30 protein-coding genes are annotated in these 21812 nt (G+C 66.4%); 16 read left to right on the forward strand and 14 right to left on the reverse strand.

Features of this window, described 5'->3' with window-relative positions:
* Positions 1 to 23: 23 nt before the first annotated feature.
* The 3 genes from P1K32_RS17785 to P1K32_RS09235 all read right to left on the reverse strand — a co-directional run bounded on the left by P1K32_RS17785 (position 24) and on the right by P1K32_RS09235 (position 1320).
* A complete protein-coding gene (locus tag P1K32_RS17785; RefSeq protein ID WP_419181047.1) occupies positions 24 to 179 on the reverse strand; it encodes a DUF7563 family protein in 156 nt (51 codons plus the stop codon).
* A 64-nt stretch (positions 180 to 243) separates the two neighbouring features.
* Entirely contained in the window at positions 244 to 822 is a 579-nt protein-coding gene (locus P1K32_RS09230; RefSeq protein ID WP_276249443.1) for a DUF7090 family protein, read from the reverse strand.
* A gap of 57 nt (positions 823 to 879) precedes the next feature.
* Positions 880 to 1320 (reverse strand): DUF2391 family protein, encoded by a 441-nt coding sequence (locus P1K32_RS09235; protein ID WP_276249444.1) that lies wholly within the window; start codon positions 1318 to 1320, stop codon positions 880 to 882.
* 171 nt (positions 1321 to 1491) lie between these two features.
* Here P1K32_RS09235 and P1K32_RS09240 point away from each other — a divergent pair, with 171 nt between their 5' ends.
* The 3 genes from P1K32_RS09240 (at position 1492) to P1K32_RS09250 (ending at position 3706) form a co-directional block, all read left to right on the forward strand.
* Positions 1492 to 1689: a hypothetical protein gene (locus P1K32_RS09240; RefSeq protein WP_276249445.1), complete on the forward strand. Its 198-nt coding sequence runs from the start codon at positions 1492 to 1494 to the stop codon at positions 1687 to 1689.
* Between the two features lie 44 nt (positions 1690 to 1733).
* The gene (locus P1K32_RS09245) at positions 1734 to 2414 is read left to right on the forward strand and encodes a class I SAM-dependent methyltransferase (protein ID WP_276249446.1); all 681 of its coding nucleotides are present in this window, start codon (positions 1734 to 1736) and stop codon (positions 2412 to 2414) included.
* Positions 2415 to 2701: 287 nt separating this feature from the next.
* Entirely contained in the window at positions 2702 to 3706 is a 1005-nt protein-coding gene (locus tag P1K32_RS09250; protein ID WP_276249447.1) for an AI-2E family transporter, read from the forward strand.
* Between the two features lie 21 nt (positions 3707 to 3727).
* Here P1K32_RS09250 and P1K32_RS09255 read toward each other — a convergent pair whose 3' ends face one another.
* On the reverse strand, positions 3728 to 4507 hold the full coding sequence (locus P1K32_RS09255) for a sulfurtransferase (RefSeq protein WP_276249448.1): 780 nt from the start codon (positions 4505 to 4507) through the stop codon (positions 3728 to 3730).
* A 256-nt stretch (positions 4508 to 4763) separates the two neighbouring features.
* On the opposite strand from P1K32_RS09255, the gene P1K32_RS09260 reads away from it, so the two are divergent.
* Positions 4764 to 5618: a sulfurtransferase gene (locus P1K32_RS09260; protein ID WP_276249449.1), complete on the forward strand. Its 855-nt coding sequence runs from the start codon at positions 4764 to 4766 to the stop codon at positions 5616 to 5618.
* 129 nt (positions 5619 to 5747) lie between these two features.
* Here the strand turns inward: P1K32_RS09260 and P1K32_RS09265 are convergent, their stop codons facing one another.
* Positions 5748 to 6188, reverse strand: a complete 441-nt coding sequence (locus tag P1K32_RS09265) for a type II toxin-antitoxin system VapC family toxin (RefSeq protein ID WP_276249450.1) — start codon at positions 6186 to 6188, stop codon at positions 5748 to 5750.
* The gene (locus tag P1K32_RS09270) at positions 6185 to 6460 is read right to left on the reverse strand and encodes a hypothetical protein (RefSeq protein ID WP_276249451.1); all 276 of its coding nucleotides are present in this window, start codon (positions 6458 to 6460) and stop codon (positions 6185 to 6187) included. The genes P1K32_RS09265 and P1K32_RS09270 overlap by 4 nt, the downstream gene beginning before the upstream one ends.
* Before the next feature lie 116 nt (positions 6461 to 6576).
* Here P1K32_RS09270 and P1K32_RS09275 point away from each other — a divergent pair, with 116 nt between their 5' ends.
* The 7 genes from P1K32_RS09275 to P1K32_RS09300 all read left to right on the forward strand — a co-directional run bounded on the left by P1K32_RS09275 (position 6577) and on the right by P1K32_RS09300 (position 12364).
* Complete coding sequence (locus P1K32_RS09275; RefSeq protein WP_473092381.1) at positions 6577 to 6888, forward strand: WNWW family protein; 312 nt, start codon at positions 6577 to 6579, stop codon at positions 6886 to 6888.
* 66 nt (positions 6889 to 6954) lie between these two features.
* Positions 6955 to 7152, forward strand: coding sequence for a hypothetical protein (locus P1K32_RS17790; RefSeq protein WP_379691037.1), 198 nt, complete (start codon positions 6955 to 6957; stop codon positions 7150 to 7152).
* 119 nt (positions 7153 to 7271) lie between these two features.
* On the forward strand, positions 7272 to 9212 hold the full coding sequence (locus tag P1K32_RS09280; protein ID WP_276249453.1) for a PAS domain S-box protein: 1941 nt from the start codon (positions 7272 to 7274) through the stop codon (positions 9210 to 9212).
* Between the two features lie 531 nt (positions 9213 to 9743).
* A complete protein-coding gene (locus tag P1K32_RS09285; RefSeq protein WP_276249454.1) occupies positions 9744 to 10976 on the forward strand; it encodes an MBL fold metallo-hydrolase in 1233 nt (410 codons plus the stop codon).
* Between the two features lie 127 nt (positions 10977 to 11103).
* Positions 11104 to 11745 (forward strand): helix-turn-helix domain-containing protein, encoded by a 642-nt coding sequence (locus tag P1K32_RS09290; protein ID WP_276249455.1) that lies wholly within the window; start codon positions 11104 to 11106, stop codon positions 11743 to 11745.
* A gap of 89 nt (positions 11746 to 11834) precedes the next feature.
* Entirely contained in the window at positions 11835 to 12188 is a 354-nt protein-coding gene (locus P1K32_RS09295) for a HalOD1 output domain-containing protein (protein WP_276249456.1), read from the forward strand.
* A complete protein-coding gene (locus P1K32_RS09300; RefSeq protein WP_276249457.1) occupies positions 12185 to 12364 on the forward strand; it encodes a hypothetical protein in 180 nt (59 codons plus the stop codon). The genes P1K32_RS09295 and P1K32_RS09300 overlap by 4 nt, the downstream gene beginning before the upstream one ends.
* Positions 12365 to 12426: 62 nt before the next feature.
* On the opposite strand, the gene P1K32_RS09305 is transcribed toward P1K32_RS09300, so the two are convergent.
* Positions 12427 to 12588, reverse strand: a complete 162-nt coding sequence (locus P1K32_RS09305) for a ribbon-helix-helix protein, CopG family (RefSeq protein WP_276249458.1) — start codon at positions 12586 to 12588, stop codon at positions 12427 to 12429.
* Positions 12589 to 12704: 116 nt separating this feature from the next.
* Here P1K32_RS09305 and P1K32_RS09310 point away from each other — a divergent pair, with 116 nt between their 5' ends.
* On the forward strand, positions 12705 to 13007 hold the full coding sequence (locus tag P1K32_RS09310) for a cupin domain-containing protein (RefSeq protein ID WP_276249459.1): 303 nt from the start codon (positions 12705 to 12707) through the stop codon (positions 13005 to 13007).
* A gap of 106 nt (positions 13008 to 13113) precedes the next feature.
* Here the strand turns inward: P1K32_RS09310 and P1K32_RS09315 are convergent, their stop codons facing one another.
* The gene (locus tag P1K32_RS09315) at positions 13114 to 14199 is read right to left on the reverse strand and encodes a hemolysin family protein (RefSeq protein ID WP_276249460.1); all 1086 of its coding nucleotides are present in this window, start codon (positions 14197 to 14199) and stop codon (positions 13114 to 13116) included.
* Positions 14200 to 14247: 48 nt separating this feature from the next.
* Positions 14248 to 15180, reverse strand: a complete 933-nt coding sequence (locus P1K32_RS09320; RefSeq protein WP_276249461.1) for an oxidoreductase — start codon at positions 15178 to 15180, stop codon at positions 14248 to 14250.
* A gap of 78 nt (positions 15181 to 15258) precedes the next feature.
* Here P1K32_RS09320 and P1K32_RS09325 point away from each other — a divergent pair, with 78 nt between their 5' ends.
* Positions 15259 to 15507 carry a glutaredoxin family protein gene (locus P1K32_RS09325; RefSeq protein ID WP_276249462.1) on the forward strand — a complete coding sequence of 83 codons (249 nt, stop codon included), beginning with the start codon at positions 15259 to 15261 and terminating at the stop codon, positions 15505 to 15507.
* Between the two features lie 6 nt (positions 15508 to 15513).
* Here the strand turns inward: P1K32_RS09325 and thiE are convergent, their stop codons facing one another.
* Positions 15514 to 16161, reverse strand: a complete 648-nt coding sequence (thiE, locus tag P1K32_RS09330; protein ID WP_276249463.1) for a thiamine phosphate synthase — start codon at positions 16159 to 16161, stop codon at positions 15514 to 15516.
* Between the two features lie 41 nt (positions 16162 to 16202).
* Positions 16203 to 16832, reverse strand: coding sequence for a rhomboid family intramembrane serine protease (locus P1K32_RS09335; protein ID WP_276249464.1), 630 nt, complete (start codon positions 16830 to 16832; stop codon positions 16203 to 16205).
* A 91-nt stretch (positions 16833 to 16923) separates the two neighbouring features.
* On the opposite strand from P1K32_RS09335, the gene P1K32_RS09340 reads away from it, so the two are divergent.
* Positions 16924 to 18060 carry a site-2 protease family protein gene (locus P1K32_RS09340; RefSeq protein WP_276249465.1) on the forward strand — a complete coding sequence of 379 codons (1137 nt, stop codon included), beginning with the start codon at positions 16924 to 16926 and terminating at the stop codon, positions 18058 to 18060.
* A 53-nt stretch (positions 18061 to 18113) separates the two neighbouring features.
* Positions 18114 to 18968: a ZIP family metal transporter gene (locus tag P1K32_RS09345; RefSeq protein ID WP_276249466.1), complete on the forward strand. Its 855-nt coding sequence runs from the start codon at positions 18114 to 18116 to the stop codon at positions 18966 to 18968.
* Here P1K32_RS09345 and P1K32_RS09350 read toward each other — a convergent pair.
* The 3 genes from P1K32_RS09350 to P1K32_RS09360 form a co-directional block, all read right to left on the reverse strand.
* A complete protein-coding gene (locus P1K32_RS09350) occupies positions 18965 to 19264 on the reverse strand; it encodes a CPCC family cysteine-rich protein (RefSeq protein WP_276249467.1) in 300 nt (99 codons plus the stop codon). The two genes, P1K32_RS09345 and P1K32_RS09350, sit on opposite strands and share 4 nt — an antisense overlap.
* 162 nt (positions 19265 to 19426) lie before the next feature.
* Complete coding sequence (locus P1K32_RS09355; protein WP_276249468.1) at positions 19427 to 19711, reverse strand: DUF6360 family protein; 285 nt, start codon at positions 19709 to 19711, stop codon at positions 19427 to 19429.
* Positions 19712 to 19735: 24 nt separating this feature from the next.
* Positions 19736 to 20905, reverse strand: a complete 1170-nt coding sequence (locus tag P1K32_RS09360) for a nicotinate phosphoribosyltransferase (RefSeq protein WP_276249469.1) — start codon at positions 20903 to 20905, stop codon at positions 19736 to 19738.
* A 118-nt stretch (positions 20906 to 21023) separates the two neighbouring features.
* Here P1K32_RS09360 and P1K32_RS09365 point away from each other — a divergent pair, with 118 nt between their 5' ends.
* Positions 21024 to 21773, forward strand: coding sequence for a DUF3592 domain-containing protein (locus P1K32_RS09365; RefSeq protein ID WP_276249470.1), 750 nt, complete (start codon positions 21024 to 21026; stop codon positions 21771 to 21773).
* Positions 21774 to 21812: the final 39 nt, after the last annotated feature.

Consider the following 21812-nt stretch of genomic DNA (forward strand, 5'->3'; position numbering starts at 1 on the left):
GACCCAGCCACGGGACAGAACGGTTATCTGCGTGTCGACCGGGCCTCGCGGATGTCGGCCCCGTCGCGTATCTTATCCTCACACTGCGGACAGACCCGTGGTTTATCGACGCCGTTTGGCGTGAAAACCCGCGCGTATGCGGCAGTTACGAAATTCTCACAGTTCTGGCATTCCGGCATACACCCTGATAGACGGAGTATACCGTCTTAATTGTGGTGTCGTGCCAAACGTTGGCACGGACGTTCAGAAATCGCTCGTCACGCTGTCGTCTTCGCCAAGTTCGACCACGCCGTCGAACCGCTCGCGGAACTGCGCGACGGTGTCGTCGTCGTGGACGCCCCCGGCGAGGTGGAACATCCCGACGGCGTCGTAGTCGGCGAGGAGTTCGAGGATGTCGCCGACGGCCTCCAGTGCCTGCTGTTCGTCGGCGTAGTAGATGAGTTCGGTCACCGAGTCGAAGCTCACGCGCAGCTTGCCGTCGTGGTCCTGCAGGAACCGCTCGGTCTCGGCGACGATGCCGGCCAGATCGTCGGGCGCGGAGACGTAGCGGACCTGGTCGGACTGGCGGCGGGTGTAGCCCCGCTCGACCGACAGCGTATCCAGGATCGTCGCGCGCTCCTCGTCGACCTCGTAGTACTCCAGTTTCTGTTTGACTTCGCGGGCGGTGGTCCGCGTCGAGATGACCAACATCGCGTCGGTGTCGGTCGAGAGGAAATCGGTGTCGAGGCGGTCGGTCGCCCCGGTGCTGGGATGTACCAGCAAGATTCCAGTGCCCCCCGCCACGGTGTCCGGCGTGTTGTCGATAGCCAGCGTGTACTCCATGTGCCGGAAAGGGCGTGGCGACGGGCATTAACTTTTGCGAGGGGCGGCCCGCTCGGCTCAGAACACGCTGTCGGCGGTCGCCGCGCCGACGACGCTGAAGATAGCGCCCACAGCGACGGCTTTCAGCGTCGTCAGCGCGACGGCCGTCTGCGTTGGATTTTCGAGGATGCCGCCCTCGATGAGGAACGCCTCGGGCGCGGTGAACACCGTCGCCAGCACAGCCACGGAGCCGAAGGCGACGACCATCAGCGAGACGAACCGGATCGGGACGCCGGCCACCTCGGCCTCGCGTTCCAGGTCCCGGTCGTCGTCGGCCTTGTACAGCGCGCCGTAGCCGATGGCGAAGACGATAGCGACCACGGCGGCCGCGTGACCCCACGACATGTTCGCCGCCAGCACCCACACCTCCTCGGTGACGACGAAGGGGCCGGCCAGCAGGAACCCGCCGACCACCTGCTGGGCGGTGTCGGCGACTCGATAGCGGCGACGGCGGGACATACCTTCTCTTGTGCTACCACCCCGGAAAACGCTACTGGGTCAGCCCGTGGCCGGTGACTCCACGGATGGCGAGACACCCGGTAGCCGGCGGCCAGCCACTGCACTCCCATCACGCCGGGTACTGTCTCTAAACTCATATGATTTATCTGGGACTGGCCTACATACCTGTCTATGAACAGTACACTCACCAACGCCGTTCCGGAGGACGTTGCACCGGTGATCGTGTTGTTTGGCGTCCTAGTCGGCCTCTCAGTGGGCTGGGTCGGGGGCAGTGTCCTGGCCGGGGCGTCCGTATCGAGCTATCTGCCGCTGCTGGCCACGCTTCTGGCTGCCGGCACCGTGGTGTACGTGGTCCGGACCGGCGAGTAGCGACGAGTCGAAGGGCGTTTTGCCCCGTCGCCCCCAGCGGGTGTATGAGCGTTAGCGACGAGTTCGACGACTGGGCCGCCCGCGGGAAGGACCGCGGGATGGAAGACCGCCACTGGCACACCGCAAAGCACGTCCTCGCGCGGATGCCCGTCGAGGCCGGCGACACCGTCCTCGACCTCGGTTCGGGCAGCGGCTACGCCGGCCGCGCGCTGAAAGAGACCGCCGACGCCGGCCGGGCCTACGGTATCGACGCCTCGCCGGCGATGGCCGAAAACGCCCGCTCCTACACCGACGACGGCGACGTGGGCTTTCTGGTGGGTGACTTCGAACACCTCCCCTTCGAGACCGACAGCGTCGACCACTGCTTCTCGATGGAGGCCTTCTACTACGCCAGCGACCCCCACGCCGTCCTCGACGAAATTGTCCGCGTCCTGCGCCCGGGCGGGACCTTCCACTGTGCCGTGAACTACTACGAGGAGAACGTCCACTCCCACGCGTGGGACGAACTGGTCGAGGTGCCGATGACCCGCTGGAGCGGGGCCGAGTACCGCGAGGCCTTCCGCGAGGCCGGGCTGGCCGTCGCCGCCCAGGACAACGTCCCCGACCGCGAGATAGAGATTCCACCCGCGAGCGAGTTCCCCACCGAGGACTGGGACACCCGCGAGGCGATGGTCGAACGCTACCGCGAGTTCGGGACGCTCGTCACCGTCGGTGTCGCGCCCTGAAAACAACGTTTTAGAACTCTGTGGAGCGCTGAACTGTTCGAAAGCCCCGCTAGCAGTGTCCGCTAACTACGGTGCGAATAGCCAGAAAGCCCCGGCCTGCTACACTCGGGAGGCTCGCTGTGCGCCTCAGTCGTCATCACGAGAGAGCGAAGCTCTCTCGGACGACAGCGAGTCGCGGGAGTCCAGAGCGCGGGGGCTTTCTGGCTGTTCATAGGACTGTGGACCAGATCGCTGAACCACACTGCTAGCGGAGGAACCCTTTTGGTAACCACTCGACAAGGTATCTCGTGTCGATTCGCCAGCGAACGTACGTCCTTGCAGGCCTGCTCGTCCTGCTGGTAACGCTTTCGACGGTCCTGCTATCGAGCGTGCTGGCGACCGTCTTCTTCGCGATAACCGTCGCGTACGTCCTCTTTCCGCTGTCGGAGTGGTTCGTCGACCAGGGGCTCTCGAAGCGGCTCGCGGCCGCCGTCTCGACGGCTATCGCCTTCGTCGCCGGCTCGCTCGTCCTCGTCCCGCTGGTCGCCGTGCTGTATCGCCGCCGGCGTGACCTCTTTGTCTTCTTCCAGCGCCTCCCCGACGAGGTCACCGTCGCCGTGGGGGAGTTCAGCTACCCCATCGACGTGCAGTCGGCGCTGGTGACGGCTCGTGACGCGACCGCAGACGTGGCCGTGGACCTCGCGAGCGAGACGCCGATTCTCGCGCTGAAAGCCGTCCTCTTTACTATTCTCCTCTACGCGATGCTCTGGCAGCCCAGTGCCCCGGGGAAAGTCGTCTACCGGACCGTCCCGAAGCCCTACCACGATATCGTCACTCGCTTTCACACCCGGGTGCGGTCCACGCTGTATGCCATCTACGTCCTGCAGGCCGCGACGGCCTTTGGCACCTTCCTGGTGGCGTGGGCGCTGTTCGCCGTCCTGGGGCTCAACGGCGCGTTCGCGCTGGCGGTCGTCGCCGGCATCCTCCAGTTCGTCCCCGTCGTCGGGCCGAGCGTCGTCATCCTCGCCATCGCCGCGTCCGAAGCCATCGCCGGCGACGCCGTCGGCGCGGTCGTTATCACCGTCCTGGGGCTCACACTCGTGGGCTTCCTGCCCGACGCGGTCATCCGCCCGCGGCTGGCCCGCTACACGACCGGGATGCCCGCCAGCCTCTACTTCGTCGGCTTCACCGGTGGGGTGCTCTCGCTGGGGATTATCGGCTTCATCGCCGGGCCGGTCGTGGTCGCGCTGTTGCTGGAAGCAGTGCAGCTGCTGGCGGACGAGAACGGGGCGCATGCCGACACGCAGGCCTGACTCGCAGGGCCGAGTTCCCTCTCAGTCCCGCTCCAGGGGCCGGTCCTGGGCCTCCCACTCGGTGAGACTGCCCTCGTAGAACTCCACGTCCTCGAAGCCCAGATGCTGGAGCACGACGTAGGTGTGGCTGATGCGTCGCGCTGTATTGCAGTACAGCACGACGCGTTTCTCGGGGACGACGCCGGCCGATTCGAGGACGGCCAGGGCGTCCTCGCGCGGGAGCAGTCCCCGCGTCTCGTCGTCGACGAGTTCGCGCCAGTCGAGCAGGACGGCGCCGGGGATGTGCCCCTCGGCGTACTCGGACTCGTCGCGGGTGTCGACGAGGACGGCGTCGGGGTCGTCGCTGGCGGCGGCGACCCGGTCGGCGTCGACCAGCGGCGTCGACTCGGGCGGGTCGACGCTGTAGTCGGTCTCTGTGACGTCGGGCGCCTCGTTGCTCGTCGGATGACCGAGCTGCCAGCTGGAGAAGTCGCCGTCGAGCAGATAGAGTTTCTCGGGGTCGTGACCCAGCAGCTCAGCCGTCACCAGGAAGCGAGCGGCGAAGACGCCGTGGTGGTCGTCGTAGGCGACTATCTCGCTGTCGGCGCTGATACCGGCCGGGCCGAGCAGCGACGCCCACTGGCTGTGGCTGGGCAGCATCCCCTCGCTGTCGCCCGACCCCTTCCGGAAGCGGTCGAACGGAATCGAGACCGCACCGGGAAGGTGCGCCATCGCGTCGTACTCCCAGCCGTCGCGCACGTCGACGACGCGTACCTCGTCGAGGTTGTCCGCCACCCAGTCGGCGGAGGCGATATCGGTCATTATCGACGCTTCCGCCTCCGACTGCTTGAAAACTCGGATACAGGCCGCTCGAAGATACCGACATTTGTTGCCTACTCTTTCAGCCCGTCTCTCCGGCGACAGCCTCACGCCTGCCTTTTCAGGGCGACATAATGAGTCACGTTGACAATACTCGTTCCTGTTGTAGGGGCAACATATGCCGTCACAGGGGAGGAGTGGCCGTCCATGCCGCCACTCGTGGTAATATATGTGTGGTAGGCCAAGGGTTCAACGCATTATGACTGATTACGCCAACGACGTGCTCGTCTCGGCCGACTGGGCCAGCGAGCACCTGGACGACTTCCAGGACGACGACTCCGGCCTCCGGCTGGTCGAAGTCGACGTCGACACGGAAGCCTACGACGAGGCCCACGCGCCCGGTGCCATCGGCTTCAACTGGGAGACAGACCTGCAGGACCAGACGACCCGAGACATCCTCTCGAAAGACGAGTTCGAGGCGACGATGGGCGAGGCTGGCATCAGCGAGGACGACACCGTCGTGCTGTACGGTGACAACTCCAACTGGTTCGCCGCCTACACCTACTGGCAGTTCAAGTACTACGGCCACGACGACGTGAAGCTGCTCGACGGCGGCCGCGAGTACTGGGTCGAGAACGACTACGAGACCACGGACGAGGTCCCCGAGTTCTCGGCGACCACCTACACGGCGTCCGGTCCGCGCGAGTCCATCCGCGCCTACCGCGACGACGTCGAGAACGCCGTCGACAAGGACCTGCCGCTGGTCGACGTCCGCTCGCCCGAGGAGTACTCCGGCGAGATTCTCGCACCGCCCGGACTCCAGGAGACCGCCCAGCGCGGCGGCCACATCCCCGGCGCGGAGAACATCTCGTGGGCCGCCGTCACGAACGACGACGGCACCTTCAAGAGCTACGACGAGCTCGAGGAGCTCTACGGCGAGTACGGCATCGACGGCGACTCCACGACGGTCGCCTACTGCCGCATCGGCGAGCGCTCCTCGGTCGCCTGGTTCGCGCTGCACGAGCTGCTGGGCTACGACGACACCGTCAACTACGACGGCTCCTGGACCGAGTGGGGCAACCTCGTCGGCGCGCCCATCGAGAAAGGGAACTAGGTCGTTCTAACCACGTCGATTTTTTCGTGTGCTGGTCGGGTAGCTGGTCGTAGACGAGGCCAGTGATATCGTCGATGTTCGCCCCGAAAGGCGACTCTCGTGGTATCGAATTCGTTCGAAACGGGACAGTCAGGGGCCAGCAACTGTCGCCGGATCGAGGCGATCAACGACGCCGTCGAAGTCATCGTCGAAGCTCAGGACCGCGTCGATGTCGTGGTGGTCGACCAGCGTGACTGTCATCGCATCGGTGAAGCTGAGCCCGTGTTCGGCGTACTTCTGGTGAGCGGTGACCGCATCCGTGAACTGCTGCCGTGAGCTGTGTAGCATATCGATTGCATCGGGATACCCCTCACCACGAATACGCCGGCCGACCTCGATTCCGGCAGCGATGTCGCCCGTTTGCCGGTGCGTGAGCGTTACGACCTCGTCGTAGACGTAGTCACTCGTCAGTACGTATCCGTACTCGGACGATTTGAGCACGGTATTCAGTGCGTCCATCCCGACAGTGTGCCGGTTGGCGTCGGTATCGTGATGCGCGTAGAATACGCCCGTATCGATGAAAACGCTCATCGGTAGAGGATGTCGTCGATATCGTCTTCTGTGGTCTCGACACCCGAGCTAATCTGGCCCTCGTTGAACGCCGCGAGTTCCCCCTCACTGAGTGTCGCCGTGCCGTCGCGGAACGAATCGATGAACTCCGCACGCGATTCGACAGCCGACTCGACTAGACGAGCCAGTAACTCCTGCTGGGTCACTTTGGTCCCCGTCTTGAGTTTGATTTCGGCCTGCAACTCCTCAAGCCGGGATTTCGTCTCTTCATCCATCTTGACGGCCGTGGCCATACTATACAGTTGTATACGCAACTGGGTTAAACTTTCTATTATCCTGATACTGGGACTCGGAAATCCTCTCTCTGGGGTCACGAGTTCCGTGAAAGTGGTGGTACGCCGAGCCGTAGATTCAAGGCCGTAGCTACCGAGAAAGCAGTGTGGACCGACAGGAACTCGAACGCGTACTGTCCGAGACGTTCGACGACACAGGGGCGGCCGCGGTGGTGGCACGACAGGCCGGTGACATGGCCGACGGGGGGCAGTTTGACGCGGACTTCGGCGGCGAACTGACCGTCGAGACGGTCGTCGAGAACCTGCATGACGCTCCCGGCGAGTATTCACTGGCCGAGCGGTGGAACTGGTGGCTTGGGGCGCTGGATATCTCTCACGGTGGGTACGCGCGGTTCAGCGTCCGCCCGGACGTGGACAGGCAGTCCTAGGCGCGTCGGCGACCGAAAAACGGCGCGCCAGCCTCAGAATACTGAGAGCCCGTGAGCCTCTCGTGCGTGTTCGAGGAGTGCCTCCGTCGTCTCGAACTCCTCGCCGCATGTGCACGTGTGGTACGTGGTCGGGGTTTGCTGGCGTGTTGCCATAGCAACCACACATTGAACGCCAATCATAATAATTGTTTATGTGGTAGTGTTATCAGCCCACATAACCGGTGGTACCGAATCTCACGGCCGCAGTCCAATGCATCGTGGTAACAGCAGACTGACCATGGTGTACGAGGGGCGTGCGCGTTTCAGTACCGCTATTGCCGGCTCTACCGGCAGAGAGACTATACCTGTCCAATCCCAACGAACGGGAAACAGTCCCCTCCCCCATGACCCAGCCGGATTCCAAGGCGGCCCATCGCGAGCAGGTGTACGAAGCCTTCGCTGACCGGCGCCAGTCACTCGAAGCGGCCGTCGATGCCGCGCTCGAGGCCGGTATGGGTCGCCTCGGTGTCGGCATCGGGTTTCTGACGCGAATCGAAGACGGGACCCAGTACATCGAGCAGGCTGTCGGCGACCACGAAGCGATACAGGCCGGCGAGCAGTGCCCCCTGGACGAGGCCTACTGTCGGCGGACCGTCCAGCTGGACGGCCAACTGTGCGTACAGGACGCCGAGGCTTCGCCGGATATCTCCGAGCAGGCCGTCGAGGCGTTCGGACTCGGCTCGTACATCGGCTGCAAGCTCACGGTCGACGACGACGTCTACGGGACGGTCTGTTTCGCCGACCCGGAGCCCCGTGAGCGACCGTTCTCGGAGGCCGAGGAGCTGTTCGTCGAACTCGTCGCTCGGCTGGCCGGCCGGGCTATCGAGCGCTGGGCATACGAGCGCGAGCAGGCCGAACGGACGGCCCAGATAGCGACCGAGAAACGTCGGTTCGAGGGTATCGCGGAGAACAGCTTCGACGTCCTCTACCGCATCGACACCGACGGCGAACTGACCTACGTCTCCGACGCGATTCAGCGAGTGCTGGGCTACGAGCCAGACGAACTCGTGGGCGATAGCTTCGCGACGCTCGTCAGCGACGACACGACGCCGGCGGCTATGGACGCGTTCGCGCGGCTGCTGGACGGCGAGACGGTCCAGGGACTGGAAATCGCGTTCACGCATCGGGACGGCCACCAGGTTTCCATGGAGGTCAACGCGACGCCCATCACGGACGACGACGCCGTCACGGCCGTCCAGGGCGTCGCCCGCGACATCACAGGCCGCAAGGCCCGCGAGCCGGAGCTTCGGCTCCGAACGCGGGCGATGGACGTCGCCGAGGTCCCAATTACCATGGCCGACGCCACCGCGCCGGACAACCCCATCGTCTACGTGAACGACGCCTTCGAGGCGGTCACCGGCTACAGCACGGACCAGATACTCGGGAACAACTGCCGGATGCTGCAGGGCCCGGGCACCGACCCCGAGGCCGTGGCGACGATTCGAGAGGGTATCGACGCGAACCGGCCGATGACGGTCCAGCTGTTGAATTACCGGCGCGACGGGACGCCGTTCTGGAACCGCGTCACCGTGACGCCAATCGAGGACGAGAGCGGGACGGTGACCCACTATCTCGGCTTCCAGCAGGACGTGACCGAGCAACAGCGCATCACGCGTGTGGTGGAGCTGCTGAACCGCGTGCTCCGGCACAACCTCCGCAACGAACTCACCGTCATCGAGGGGTACACCGACTTCATCGACGACCCGCCAGAGGGGATGGACATCCAGGCGAAGATACGACGGCCGCTCCGTCGGCTGGTGTCGCTCAGCGAGCGCGCCCGTGAGCTGGAGAACATAGCGAAGACGGCCCGCGACCCGGACCGAATCGATCCGACCGACCTCCTCTCGGGCGTCGCCGACCGGCACCGCGAGGGCACGACGGTCGATGTCAGCGTCGACACCGGCCGGGACATCTGTGCCGGCACCGAGCTGGAGACCGCCATCGGCGAGCTGGTGACCAACGCCGTCGCGCACGACCCCGACGACCACACCACGGTCTCGCTTTCGGCCCGCGACGAGGGCAAGTGGGTTGTCGTGACCGTCGCCGACGACGGCCCCGGCATCCCGCCGATGGAGGTCGCCGTCGTCGAGGCCGGCCAGGAGACCCCGCTCGAACACGGGAAGGGGCTCGGGCTCTGGCTCGTCAACTGGGTCGTCACGCAGTACGGCGGCTCGTTCCAGCTCTCGGCCGAGGACGGGACCATCGCGACGCTCCGGCTGCCGGCCGTCGCGGACGACCAGTCCGTCGCGGACGCCGCCCGGCGACCGACGGCGCTGTTACGATAGCCTGAGGGTACAGCCGTATTTGCTTCGTTAGCGAACGATGCAGAGAGCCAGAAAGCTCCGCTAGCGACGATTGTAAACCACACCGTGAACAGCCAGAAAGCCCCGGCTGGCTTCGGTCCCGCGCCTCGCTGTGCGCGCTCGCTTTGCTCGCGTGCTTGCTTCGTCGGAGTTCCCGAAGCCAGCCACCCCTTTCATTCCACCCGTAGCCGGTTGGTCAGCCGGCATGGGTGGGACTGAAAGGGGCCGTGTTCTCGACGAAGCACGGCGTTCGGTAGAGCGGAGCTCTACCGCAGCCCATCAGAAATCGAAGATTTCTGAGGACGACGCAAGCACCGCAGGCCAAAGGCCGAGGCGCGTCGTTCGAAAGACGCGACGCGTCTTTCGTGATCACGAGAGGGCTCCGCCCTCTCGGACGACAGCGAGCCGCGCGAGTCGAGAACACGGGGGCTTTCTGGCTGCTTGCGGTCTGGCTCACCTTACTGCTGCCCGGAACCGACGAAGGCAAACCACGTCGCGGTCTATGAGACTTCAATGGAGGTCCAGTTCCTCGGTGGGGCCGACGAAATCGGGCGCAGCGCCGTCCTCGTAGACGACTCGCTGTTGCTCGACTACGGAATGGCCAGCGAGTCCCCGCCCCAGTACCCGGTCGGTGACGTTGACCCCGACGCCGTCGTGGTGAGCCACGGCCACCTGGACCACGCTGGCGCGGTGCCGGCGCTCATGTCGAGTGGTGACCTCCCGCCGGTCCACTGGACGCCGCCGACCAGAGAGCTGGCGACGACCCTGGCCGAGGACACGCTGAAACTCCACGGCTCGACGCCGCGCTGTCCGTTCACCGACACCGACGTGCGCCGGCTGACCCAGGCCTCCGAGACCCACGGCTACGAGGACTCGTTCGAGGCTGCCGGTTACGAGATAACGCTCTACAACGCGGGTCACATCCCCGGCAGCGCCCACGTGCTGGTGGACGATGGAGACACACGCTTGCTCTACACCGGCGACTTCCACACCGGCGACCAGCGCCTCGTCGCGCCCTCCACTGCCAGACCCGACGCCGACGCGGTCATCTGTGAGTCCACCTATTCGGACGTGACCCACGAGGCCCGCGACAGGGTGGAAACACGGTTCGCCGACAGCGTCCAACAGACGGTCTGGGAGGGCGGCACCGTCGTCGTCCCCGCCTTCGCCATCGGTCGGACCCAAGAGGCGATGCTCGTGTGTAACGCCCACGACATCGACTGCTACGTCGACGGAATGGGCCAGCGAGTGACCAAGCAACTGAAACGACATCCCGAGTTCCTGCGGGACGCCGACGCGCTGCGAGGGGCGACATCGAGCGCCCGGTTTGTAACGGGTCGTGACGGCCAGCGCAAGCGTATCGCCGAGCAGAACACCGTCATCATCACGACGAGTGGGATGCTCAACGGTGGCCCCGCGATGACCTACGTCCCCGCCATCCGCCACCACCCCACGAACAAGGTCGCGCTGACGGGCTACCAGGTCGAGGGGACCCCCGGCCGTTCGCTGCTGGACACCGGGAGCGCAGAACTCGACGGTCGCGTGATGCCCGTCAGCGCCCAGGTCGAACTCCACGAGTTCTCCGCCCACGCTGACAGACAGGGCCTGCTCGGCTTTCTGGAGAGCTACCGCGACATCCCCGTGCTGGCCGTCCACGGCGACTGGACCGCCGCCTTCGCCGAGGAGCTGCGCGAGGACGGGTTCGAGGCGTCGGCGCCGACGCTGGGCGAGACAGTCGAGCTGTGACCCGGTTCGGGAGCCGGGTGTGGTTCAGTGCGACCCGAACAGCACGCCACTCTCGGGCCAGCGCTACCGTCTCGGGCATGATGTGTCACGCTCGTGGATTATTCCGTCTCGGGCCGAATACATCGGTATGGCGACTGTCATCGAGTTCACCAGTCCGGCCGACGAGTTCCCGTTGGGGACTGTGTTCGAGAACCTCACGGAGGCGACTGTGGAACTGGAGCGACTCATCCCACACGACACGCTGATAATCCCCTATTTCTGGGTCCGTGGCGCCGACGCCAGCGACATCGAAGCCGCGTTCGAAGCCCACGCCGGCGTGGTCGACGTCGACCTCATCGACAGCGTCGAGGACGAATACCTCATGCGTGCCGAATGGGAAGCGGAGTACTTCGGCATTCTGAGTGCTCTGGGGAAGGCCAACGTCGTCGTTCTCTCGGGGGTCGGAACCAAAGACGGGTGGGACTTCGAGGTGAGGGGCGAGGACCGGGCGGCGATAAGCGAGTTTCGCACGCTCTGTCAGGACCACGATATCTCGCTCGAAGTCACGGCCGTTCACGCCTTGCTCCCGCTTCAGGGGGACAGTTACGAACTGACCGACCCCCAGCGAGAGGCGCTCGTGCTGGCGTACGAACGCGGCTACTTCGACTCGCCGCGGACGGCGTCGCTCGAAGATATCGCCGAGGAGCTCGGTATCACCCAGCAGTCGCTCTCCTCGCGTCTCAGACGCGGCCACCGGCGACTCATCGGCGGGACGCTGATACAGCAGTAGGCCGACCGACCAGTCACCGCTCGGACATAAATACCTCCTGTATAGTAAGTGCTCAGATTAAACCGGATTTGGGCGCTACGGTCGGTGTAATGGTAGTTACACTAGCCGGTGTCAAGTTGGAGCCGCTGGAGTCCCAGACGGGTCCCGACTGCCACCGGTTCGAGTACGAGCAGGACACGACGCCGGCCAGCATGGCTGTGGTCGCGGCGCTGTCGGAAGTGAATGAGACGGACCCGATGGAACTGCAGCCGCTGCAGCAGACCATCGACGCCGACGCACTCGACGCGCTCGTGGCTGGAGGAGAGGCAGACAGTGACGCGGTTGCGGTCACACTCGACGTCGCTGCGTATACGGTCACGGTGTCCGGCGACGGCGTGGTCGCCGTGTCACCGTCGGCGACACAGCGGCCAGAGGCCCCGACTGGGACGGGTTGTCAGCTATGACCGACGGCGACACAGCGGTATCCTCCGAGCGAGAACTCCACACCAGACTGCAGGCGCTCTTGCACCGGGCCCACACCAGCGGTATCGACGTCGAAGGCGCGTGGGAGTGTCGCAACGGCGCCGAGCATCCCGACTGGGACGTCGTCGTCACGGAAATGGAAAAGAAACGCGGGTGACTGTCGGCGTCGGTTCGTGCCGACAGCACGCCGGTAGCGTCAGGTCGACTCCGAGCACACCGTCAGCCGTCGGCCCGCTGTTTCAACCACTCATCCAGCAGGTCCCGGATGGCCGCGTCCCGGTTGTCCCGGTGGTCCGCGAAGGCCTTGTCGTCGACCGCCTCCAGCAGCGCCTCGTCTAGCTCGACGTCGACCTCTTCGAGGTTGAGGAACGCTTCGTCCATGGGTTTTGAGCGGTGCCGACCGGATAAATACCCTCGTCAGACGGCCGTCGCCCGCGCGTGTGACACTGACGGCTCGCCGTCGAAAGCCACACCTCGACGGCCGCCCATCCACCGACATGGAGCGTACGCACCTCGACTTCGACCGCTACTTCGAGGTCGTCATGGAGACCGACGAGGCACAGGCCGCCGAGATGACCGTCGAACCCGGCCGCAGCGTCGGCGGGCCGGAGAACTACCACCCCGACAGCGACCAGTGGCTGTTCGTCGTCTCGGGCACCGGCGTCGCCACGGTCGACGGTGACGAGCAGCGCATCGACGCCGGCGACCTGCTCCGTATCGAGGCCGACGAGCGCCACGGCATCGCAAACGACGGCGAGGAACCGCTGGCGACGGTGAACTTCTACACGCCGCCGCGATAGCGCTCGGTCAACGCGTCGCCTCGCTTCGAGGGCCCTCGCTACTGCTCCGCGGTTCCCTGCGGTCACCGCGTCGCTTTCGAGGGACTTCGCTTCGCTCAGTCCCTCGCTATGCCACCCCGGCCTGTTCGTCCATCGGGTCCCGGATATCACCGACCACCGCCTCCAGGGCGTCGGTGACGGTGAGCAGTCCGACGACCTCGCCCTCGGCCAGCACCACGGCCAGTTCCTGGCTCTCGGCCTGGAACCGGTCTATGGCGTCGCTGACGCTCGTGTCCGCCGAGATGGTCATTGGCGGCGCGGCGACGGCTTCGAGGTCGACGCCCGCGAGCAGGTCGCCTTCGCCCGCCGCCTCGGTCGCCGCTCGGAGCAGTTCGGGGACGTAGACGATGCCCAGCAGGTCGTCGCTGTCTGTCCCTATCAGCGGATACCGGGTATGTGGCGTCTCGGCCACCTTGCGGGCGTTCTCGGCGTCGCTTTCGGCCGTCGAGAGCGCGACGACGTCTTCGGCTGGGACCATCACGTCCCGGACCTGCTGGTCGTCGGCGTCGAGCGCCGCCAGCACCTCCTCGCGCCGTTCCTCCGAGAGGTCGCCCGCCGCCAGCGTCGCGTGGAGCTCGTTGCGCAGATCCGCGCGGCTCTCGATGACGTCCTCCTCCGTCTCGAGCCACGCGCCGGACATCTCGATGCCGAAGATGCCAAGCGTCCACTTCGCGACGCTGTCGCCGACGGCGATGAGCGGCGAGATGAGTCTGGCAAACCAGTACAGCGGCGTCGCCCCGTACCGACAGACGAAACGGGACCGTTCGACGCCCAGGTAGGTCGGCGTCTGCTCGCCGTGGGTGAGGTGGACGAGGTTGATGATGGCGAAGGCGATGGCGGCCCCCAGACCGATACCGGCCAGTCGCGACCCCGCGAAGGCCGGCTCGAACAGCGCGGCCAGGGCCGGCTCGGCGACGATACCGACGGCGATGGAGGAAGCCGTGATACCGACCTGACAGCTCGTCAGGTATATCTCCAGGTCGCCCGTCATCTCCCAGGCCCGTTCCAGCGCCGGGTGGCCGTCGCCGACGAACTCCGACTCGGTGAACTGCCGCGCCCGGGTCAGCGCGAACTCGATGGCGACGAAAAAGCCGTTGGCGAGGATGAGCGCGACCCCGGCGAGCAGCCGCAGCGCTATCTCGACCGGTTGCATAGGCTGGCCGGGCGTTTCGCGTCACCACGTGAAAATCTGCTGGTTCGGCTACTCGAAGTCGTACTCGACGCCGGTCAGTTCCTCGGAGACGGTCCAGAGCCGCGCAGCGTCGGCCTCGTCCTGTGAGGCGCCGTTGGAGGTCTGGAACTCGGGTGACCCGCGCATTCGCATGAACCCGCTGGGACCGACGTACTCGCCGCCCGTGACCGCGTCGCTGGTGGCGGCATACAGCATCGGCAAGGCCCCGCGCTCGGCCGACTGGCCGAACAGCCTGTTGGCGGCTTTCATCACGGCCATCCGCACGCTCGACCCCATCTCCCGGGGTCCACGGAACTGCAGGTCCGTGTCGGCATAGCCCGGATGGCAGGCGACGCTCGTGATATCGGCCCCGCTGTCGTCCAGTCGACGCTGCAGTTCGTAAGCAAAGAGGAGGTTCGCCAGCTTCGAGCGGCCGTAGGCCGACCACTTGCCGTACTCGCGTTCGGATTGCAGGTCTGAAAAGTCCATCTCGCCGGCGGTGTGAGCCTGCGAGGACTGCGTGACGACGCGGCTCTCCCCCTCGCTCGCGCGGAGGTCGGGCAACAGGTGGCCCGTCAGCGCGAAGTGGCCCAGGTGGTTCACGCCGAGTTGCATCTCGAAGCCATCGGCCGTCTCCTGTCGGGGGATGGCCATCACGCCGGCGTTGTTACAGAGCACGTCGATGCCGTCGGCCGCCTCGCGGAGCCCCTCGGCGAAGGTCGCGACGCTGTCGAGGTCCGCCAGGTCACAGACCCGGACCTCCAGATTCCCGCCCCGTATCTCGCGGCGGATATCCGTCGCGGCGTCCTCGCCACGCGCCTCGCTCCGGCAGGCCATCACGACCGTGGCGCCGGCGTCGGCGAAGGCCCTGGTCGCCTCGTAGCCGAGCCCGCTGTTGGCGCCGGTGACGACCACCGTCTCCCCCTCCATCGGCGACATCTCCTCGACTATCCAGCGTGACATATTCGGATTTTGGCTCCCCACGTACAGAAATCCTCGCAATCTGTGGACCTTTTAGCGTCGGGCGCCTACGCTCCGGCGATGAGCGACGTCTCGGTCACCGTCTACACCCGCGAGAACTGCCACCTCTGTGCGGAAGCCATCGACACCATCGAACGGGTCGCCGACGAGGAGGGCGTCGACGTGGCGATGGACCTGGTCGACGTGGACACGGACGAGCAACTCCGCGAGGAGTACGGCGAACGCGTGCCCTACGTCCTGCTCGACGGCTCGCCGGCGTTCAAGTACCGGGTGGACGAGCGGCGACTCCGGCGGAAGCTGTCGGGGTGACGGCGTCTACACCCGCTCCCGTTTCCCCCGCTCGACGGCCTCACCCAGCGCCGCCGTCGCCGCCTCCGGGTCATCGGCCCGCGTAATCGCCGTAATCACGGCCACGCCGTCGGCGCCGGCGGCTGCCACCGCGTCGGCGTTCTCGGCCGTGATGCCGCCGATACCGACGATGGGGATATCCACGGCCTCGGCGATCTCGGCCACGCGCTCGGGGCCGACGCCGTGTTCCGCTTCGGGGATGTCGTCTTTCGACTGGGTGCGATAGACGGTGCCGACGCCCAGATAGTCCGCACCCGCTTCCTCGGCGGCCTCGGCCGCGTCGACGGTCGACACCGACCGGCCGATGACGGCCTCGGCACCGAGCAGTCGGCGCGCGGCCCGCACGGGCAGATCGTCGTCACCCAGGTGGACGCCGTCGGCGTCTAGCACCGCCGCCAGGTCCACGCGGTCGTTGACGACGAAGGTGACGCCGGCCTCGCGGCACAGTTCGCGAATCTCACGGCCCATCTCGTACCGTTCCCGGACGGTCCGCTCTTTCTCGCGCAACTGCACGACGCCGACGCCCCCGTCGATGGCTCGCTCGACGATTTCGCGGGTGGACCGCCCCGCCGACAGCGACTCGCCGGTCACCAGATAGACGCTCCAGTCGGGCATGGCTGGCCCTGGGGACGCTGCCGGCTTGTGTTTTCCGGCGCTCACCGACCAATGGTCTTCGAAATCGCGGGCCCCTCGCCGTCGTCGGTGTCGGTCTCGTGCTCGTCGAAGACGTACATCGCTTCGATGGCGCCCCCGAAGAGGAAGCCGAGGAAATGGGAGAAGTCGGCAATCCACCGCTGTCCGGCGAATATCATGACGATGAGGAATCCGGTGGCCAGCGGCGTCAGCAGGCCGACGACGATGACTTGCAGCGTCTCGAGCGACGAGTCCTGCAGCGCGTACCCGGTCGACCGAACGACCGCCGCGGCGCCGACCCCGAAGACGACGCCGCTCATCCCGACGGTCGGCCCCTGGATGAGAATGCCCGTCGCGGTCTTTCCGAAACCGATCGCGACCACCAGCCAGAGGACGTGTCGGTTGCTGGTGAGCCAGGTCATGAGGACCCCCAGGGGGAGCCACAGCCGCATGTTCCCGGCGTAGTGGCCCCAGTCCGCGTGAAAGAGCATGTTCACGGTGTAGGTGAACGGGTTCAGTAACCACAGGAGTCCCTCGAACTCGAAGACGTCGTGGAACCTGATCCCCTCGGCCGCGAGGACGCCGCTGACCCACGCGATACCGAGCACTGTGACGGGGACGTAGCCGACCACGCGCCGCACCGACAGCTCCATACAGATAGCAGTGTCTCGGGTGCCCGTTGTGTTTCTTTTCCCTCCGACCTGTCGCCGAAGCTATTACTGCCGTCACGCCCTCGGTCCCCACGTGCGAAACTTCCACATCACGACGGTCTGGGGGATTCCGATACGGGTCAACATCTCGCTGCTGGTCTTCCTGCCGGTGCTGGCGTGGCTCATCGGCAGCGGGGCCCAGATAGCGGCCTACGCCGGCGTCGTCGGCGCGCTGGCCGGCACCGAACTAGACGTCTCGGTCCTGCTTGCCGGGTCGACGCCGTGGGTCGTCGGCACCCTCGCCGCGGTCGGGCTGTTCGTCAGCGTCACGCTGCACGAACTGGGCCACGCCTGGGCGGGGATGCGCTACGACCTGGAGGTCGAGTCCATCACGCTGTGGATTCTGGGCGGGCTGGCGAGTTTCAAATCGTTCCCCCGGGAGTGGCAAAAGGAGTTCTGGATCGCCGTCGCGGGGCCGATAACGAGTATTCTCACCGGCGTGGCCTGTTACGCCATCCTGGTCGCCCTGCCGGCAAACGCGACGGTGACGCTCTTCGTCGTCGGCTGGCTCGCGGTGACGAACCTCGTCCTCGCGGGGTTCAACATGTTGCCGGCGTTCCCGATGGACGGCGGGCGCGTGCTGCGGTCGCTGCTTGCGCGAAAGCGGTCCTACGCGTCGGCAACCCGCACCGCCTCCCGCATCGGCACCTCCTTTGCCATCCTCTTTGCCGTCGTCGGCGTGCTCAACTTCGCGCCGATGTTGCTGCTGCTTGCGCTGTTCATCTACGCTGCGGCCAGCGGCGAGTCCCGGACCGTCGCGCTGGCGGACCTCCTGGAGGGGCTGACCGTCGGTGACGTCGCCCAGCCGACGCGGTTCTCTATCGACGCCGACACCACCGTCGAGGAGCTGGTCGACCGGATGTTCGCCGAGCGCTCGACGGAGTTTACGGTCACGCAGGACGGCGAGGTCGTCGGCGTCGTCACCGTCGCGGACTTCAGGGAGCTCTCGAAGGCCCAGCGCGAGGCTGACACCGTCGCCGACCTGATGGTGACGGACCTCCCGCGGCTCGATTCGGCGATGTCCGCCTTCGACGCGCTGGTCGAACTCGACACCGGCCGGGCGACGTCCGCGCTCGTCGAGAGCCCCGAGGGCACCCACGTCGTCGCCCGTGAGGACTTCACCTCGGCGATGGAGATGCGGCGGCTGGAACGGGCCGACGGGCCGTTCTGACTCGCCCTCACCGAGCGGTAGCTACTAATCCCCGCGTCACACAGCACGGGACGATGCAGTCAGGTCTCGTCGAGGCGATATCGTCGGTCGGCGGGTCGGATCCGCTGGTGCTCGGCCTGCTCGGCGGGCTGGTCATCGCCGGGATGAACCTCTTCGGGGCGTCGCTGGTGTTGGTCTGGCGCGACCCCTCCGAGCGGGCCCTTGACGCGGCGCTGGGCTTTGCCGCGGGCGTGATGCTCGCCGCCGCCTTCACGAGTCTCATCATCCCCGGCATCGAGGTGTACTCCGACGGTAACCCCGTGCCGACGCTCGTCGGTGTGGCGCTGGGTGCGCTGTTTCTCGACCAGGCCGACCGGTTCGTCCCGCACGCCCACTACCTGCTGACCGGGAGCAAGCGCTCGGACGCTGCGAAGCCGAGCGAGGACCTCCCCGTCGACGAGGAACGCCTCACCGGGGTGGTCCTCTTTATCCTCGCAATCACGCTGCACAATATGCCCGAGGGGCTGGCCGTCGGCGTCGGCTTCGGCGCGGCGGCGAGTGACCCCTCGAAGTTAGGGGCGGCCGTCTCCTTGATGCTCGCCATCGGTATCCAGAACGTCCCCGAGGGGCTGGCGGTGTCGGTGGCCGCGGTCAACGCCGGACTGGACCGCCGGCTCTACGCCGTCGTGGCCGGGCTGCGGTCGGGTGTCGTCGAGATTCCGCTCGCGATTCTGGGGGCTGTGGCCGTCGCGACCGTCGAACCGCTGCTCCCCTACGCCATGGGCTTTGCCGCGGGCGCGATGCTCTTTGTCATCTCCGACGAGATAATCCCCGAGACCCACCGGAGCGGCCACGAGCGGGTCGCGACGCTGGGGCTGATGGCCGGCGCTATCGTGATGCTGTATCTGGACATCGCGCTGGCTGGCTAGCGGTCGTAGGGCCAGTTCGGATCCCGGTCGAACTCGTCGGGGTCGAGGCAGCTGTCGGCCTCCTCGGGCGTGCAGGCGCCGTATTCGCGGAAGTTCTCCCGCGCCGTCGACAGCGAGACGTGGTTGCTGTCGCCGACGTAGTCGATGTCGCCAAACTGCGTCGGGTCGTCGAGCCAGTGACAGACCGGACAGACCTCGTAAGACCCCGGCTGTCCCTCCGGTAGCGTCCGATACCCACAGCACGGACAGTACCCCAGCTCCCGCGCCGCGGGGTTGCCGGGCGTGTCGGTCGACATATGCCGTGGTATGGTACGACACATCAAAGAACTACCGGGTCGTTCAAATCCCTCGAATCGCCCGCAGTCAGGCAATGGTCGTGCTAACGGACCGCCCTCGCTTCACGGCTCCCGTGGGTCGCCGTTCAGCATCGAGGTGTCTCGCATAGCTCGACACCTCGCTTACTCCGACTGGGCGGCCTCGACCTTGTCGGCGTGTTTCTCCAGTTCGGCGGCCATCTCGCGGGCCTGCTCGGGCGAGAGGGTCACCGTGTCGGCGTGGGGCTCGACGTTGTCGACCTGGGTGTTGTCCATCTCCAGTTGCACCGAGACGTGGTCGGGATTTTTCTTCGGCGAGGTCACGTTCAGCACCGCCATCGCCTCCTCCTCGAAGCCGTGGCCCTCGACTTCGCCGTCGAGGAGGTCGAAGGTCGTGTACGCCGTGACCCGCATGATTCGGTCTACCATGCCCGCCCGTTCGCTCCTCGGCGTCTAAACGTCTGTGTTCGTGTCGATACTCTCGAAGCCGACGCGGTCGGCGTCCTCGCGGGCCCGCTCGATGGCCGCGTCGAGGTCGAACTCGCGGACGACCTCGCCGTCGCGAATCAGCGGTTCCATGAGCGACTCGGCGTCGTCGGGGCCGGCCCGGTCGGCCAGCCCGATGTGGTGGCCGCCCTCGTTGGTTCGGTAGACGGCTTTCCGGCCGGTGAGCTTCCCGCGCTTGGCCGCGGGCTCGCCGTCGACCGCTACTATATCGAGCGCGAAATCCAGCGGGTCGGCGTTCGAGACGTAGCTCCCGACGCCGAAGCCGTCGGCCACGTCCCGCAGCTCCCGTAGCTCTGTGGGCCCGAGCCCGCCCGAGCAGAAGATGTCGACGTCCTCGTGGCCGTAGGCGTCCAGCGTCCAGCGGACCTCCCGGACGATGTGGCGGAAGTCGCCCCGCCGCGACCCCGTCGTGTCGAGGCGGACGCCGGCGAGGTCGTCGATGGCTTCGGCCGCTCTAAGGGCCTCGTCGACCTCGTCGGAGTAGGTGTCGACCAGCGCGATTCGCGGGGTCGACTCTGGGACCGCCTCGTCGAAGGCCCGCCACGCCTTCTCCTGCTCACCGCGACCGAAACAGATCATGAGCGCGTGGGGCATCGTCCCGCCCGCCTCGCGGCCGATGACGTCGCCGGCCGCGACGTTCGAGAACCCGTCCATACCGCCCAGCAGCGCCGACCGCTCGACCATCGCGCCCAGCGAGGGGTGGACGTGCCGGGAGCCAAAGGAAAGCACCGTCGAGTCCGGGGCCGCCCGCCGGGCTTCGAGCGCGCGCGTCGCTATCCCTGTCGGATGTGAGAGGAAGCCGAGCAGGGCGGTTTCCAGCCGGCAGAAATCCCGATAGGGCCCCTCGATGCGAAGGACCGGCCCGCCGTCGAACAGCGTCCCCTCCGGCAGGGCGTCGGCCTCGAGGTCCCGGCCCTCGAGCAGGGCCGCAGCGTCTTTCAGCCCCGCCAGCAGGTGCCACTCGCCGGTCGGGAACTGGTTGGCAGTCACCTCCGCGACCACGTCGGGGTTGCGCCCGGCGTGGTCCAGCGCCTCCACCGTCCGGTCGAAGTACGCGTCTGTCGCCCGCCCAGACCTGATGGCCTCGGACGAGATGCTGTCGAACGTCTCGGTCATTACCCGGGCTTCGGGCGGCGGCGAAAAAAACCGGCCGGTCGGCGGCGCCGAGGCCGGCAGTCGTGCAGACGAGACGCACTGGCGGAAAATTTTACCGGACACGCGTCAATGCTGATATATGTGGAGTCCGCCGCGCGTGTTCGGACTCATCGTCGGGCTTACGCTGCTGTTCTCCGGCGGCGTACTGGCCGCGAGCCAGTACCACCACATCAGCGGGTACGAGTCGACGACGGCCACGGTGGAGCGCGCCCAGGTCGAGGTCGTCGCCGTCGACGCGGCGTACGCGCCGGACGTCGCGTACACCTACATGGTCGACGGCGAGCGCTACACCGGCGAGAACGTCGCCGCCGGGACGGGCATCATCACGGGCAACCGCGAGAAACTCGAGTCCGTCCTCGCGTCGTCGGCCGGGACGACGACAGTGTACTACGACCCCGGCAACCCCGGCAACGCCCATCTGCTCCCGCGCTACAACTTCTTCCCGGGCGGGGTGCTCCTGGTCTTTGGCCTGTTCGTCCTGACGGACACGCTCACGCCGAAGCTGCGGTTCGTCCGCACTCTCAGCTCCCTGTTTCCCATCGACCTGCTCGAACGGATGCCCGGCGTCGAGCCACAGACGGTCGCCCACGCGCCCGACGACCCAACCGCCATACTGGAGAATCAACAGCGCTGGAGCGGCGGCGGGGAGGCGCCCGTCCGTGGCGGGGCTGTCCCCGCCGTCTGGTTCCTCTGTTATCTCTTCATGGCCGACATCGCTATCGGCTACTTCTGGCTCTCTGGCTGGCCGTACGACCTCTGGGGCGTCCTGACCCCGCTCGTCGTCGTCGCCGGCGTCATGCGGCTGGGGTTTGCGACCCTGCTGGACTAGAGGGCGCTGTCGAACGCCTCGTCATCACCCGTGTGGGGG

The organism is Haloarcula rara (assembly GCF_029338235.1).
In the GTDB taxonomy this organism is placed as follows: domain Archaea; phylum Halobacteriota; class Halobacteria; order Halobacteriales; family Haloarculaceae; genus Haloarcula; species Haloarcula rara.

Bases quoted from the DNA above. Each gene is read 5' to 3' on its own strand.
- P1K32_RS09305 (WP_276249458.1), bottom strand. From the start codon at position 12,588: ATGGACGAAGCGTTCCTCAACCTCGAAGAGGTCGACGTCGAGCTAGAC.
- thiE (WP_276249463.1), bottom strand. From the start codon at position 16,161: ATGCCCGACTGGAGCGTCTATCTGGTGACCGGCGAGTCGCTGTCGGCG.
- P1K32_RS09335 (WP_276249464.1), bottom strand. From the start codon at position 16,832: ATGGAGCTGTCGGTGCGGCGCGTGGTCGGCTACGTCCCCGTCACAGTG.
- P1K32_RS09235 (WP_276249444.1), bottom strand. From the start codon at position 1,320: ATGTCCCGCCGTCGCCGCTATCGAGTCGCCGACACCGCCCAGCAGGTG.
- P1K32_RS09270 (WP_276249451.1), bottom strand. From the start codon at position 6,460: ATGGCCACGGCCGTCAAGATGGATGAAGAGACGAAATCCCGGCTTGAG.
- P1K32_RS09245 (WP_276249446.1), top strand. From the start codon at position 1,734: ATGAGCGTTAGCGACGAGTTCGACGACTGGGCCGCCCGCGGGAAGGAC.
- P1K32_RS17785 (WP_419181047.1), bottom strand. From the start codon at position 179: ATGCCGGAATGCCAGAACTGTGAGAATTTCGTAACTGCCGCATACGCG.
- P1K32_RS09310 (WP_276249459.1), top strand. From the start codon at position 12,705: ATGGAGCGTACGCACCTCGACTTCGACCGCTACTTCGAGGTCGTCATG.
- P1K32_RS09345 (WP_276249466.1), top strand. From the start codon at position 18,114: ATGCAGTCAGGTCTCGTCGAGGCGATATCGTCGGTCGGCGGGTCGGAT.
- P1K32_RS09365 (WP_276249470.1), top strand. From the start codon at position 21,024: ATGTGGAGTCCGCCGCGCGTGTTCGGACTCATCGTCGGGCTTACGCTG.
- P1K32_RS09240 (WP_276249445.1), top strand. From the start codon at position 1,492: ATGAACAGTACACTCACCAACGCCGTTCCGGAGGACGTTGCACCGGTG.
- P1K32_RS09315 (WP_276249460.1), bottom strand. From the start codon at position 14,199: ATGCAACCGGTCGAGATAGCGCTGCGGCTGCTCGCCGGGGTCGCGCTC.
- P1K32_RS09260 (WP_276249449.1), top strand. From the start codon at position 4,764: ATGACTGATTACGCCAACGACGTGCTCGTCTCGGCCGACTGGGCCAGC.
- P1K32_RS09290 (WP_276249455.1), top strand. From the start codon at position 11,104: ATGGCGACTGTCATCGAGTTCACCAGTCCGGCCGACGAGTTCCCGTTG.
- P1K32_RS09280 (WP_276249453.1), top strand. From the start codon at position 7,272: ATGACCCAGCCGGATTCCAAGGCGGCCCATCGCGAGCAGGTGTACGAA.
- P1K32_RS09255 (WP_276249448.1), bottom strand. From the start codon at position 4,507: ATGACCGATATCGCCTCCGCCGACTGGGTGGCGGACAACCTCGACGAG.
- P1K32_RS09325 (WP_276249462.1), top strand. From the start codon at position 15,259: ATGAGCGACGTCTCGGTCACCGTCTACACCCGCGAGAACTGCCACCTC.
- P1K32_RS09285 (WP_276249454.1), top strand. From the start codon at position 9,744: ATGGAGGTCCAGTTCCTCGGTGGGGCCGACGAAATCGGGCGCAGCGCC.
- P1K32_RS09355 (WP_276249468.1), bottom strand. From the start codon at position 19,711: ATGGTAGACCGAATCATGCGGGTCACGGCGTACACGACCTTCGACCTC.
- P1K32_RS09320 (WP_276249461.1), bottom strand. From the start codon at position 15,180: ATGTCACGCTGGATAGTCGAGGAGATGTCGCCGATGGAGGGGGAGACG.
- P1K32_RS09360 (WP_276249469.1), bottom strand. From the start codon at position 20,905: ATGACCGAGACGTTCGACAGCATCTCGTCCGAGGCCATCAGGTCTGGG.
- P1K32_RS09265 (WP_276249450.1), bottom strand. From the start codon at position 6,188: ATGAGCGTTTTCATCGATACGGGCGTATTCTACGCGCATCACGATACC.
- P1K32_RS09230 (WP_276249443.1), bottom strand. From the start codon at position 822: ATGGAGTACACGCTGGCTATCGACAACACGCCGGACACCGTGGCGGGG.
- P1K32_RS09300 (WP_276249457.1), top strand. From the start codon at position 12,185: ATGACCGACGGCGACACAGCGGTATCCTCCGAGCGAGAACTCCACACC.
- P1K32_RS09295 (WP_276249456.1), top strand. From the start codon at position 11,835: ATGGTAGTTACACTAGCCGGTGTCAAGTTGGAGCCGCTGGAGTCCCAG.
- P1K32_RS09350 (WP_276249467.1), bottom strand. From the start codon at position 19,264: ATGTCGACCGACACGCCCGGCAACCCCGCGGCGCGGGAGCTGGGGTAC.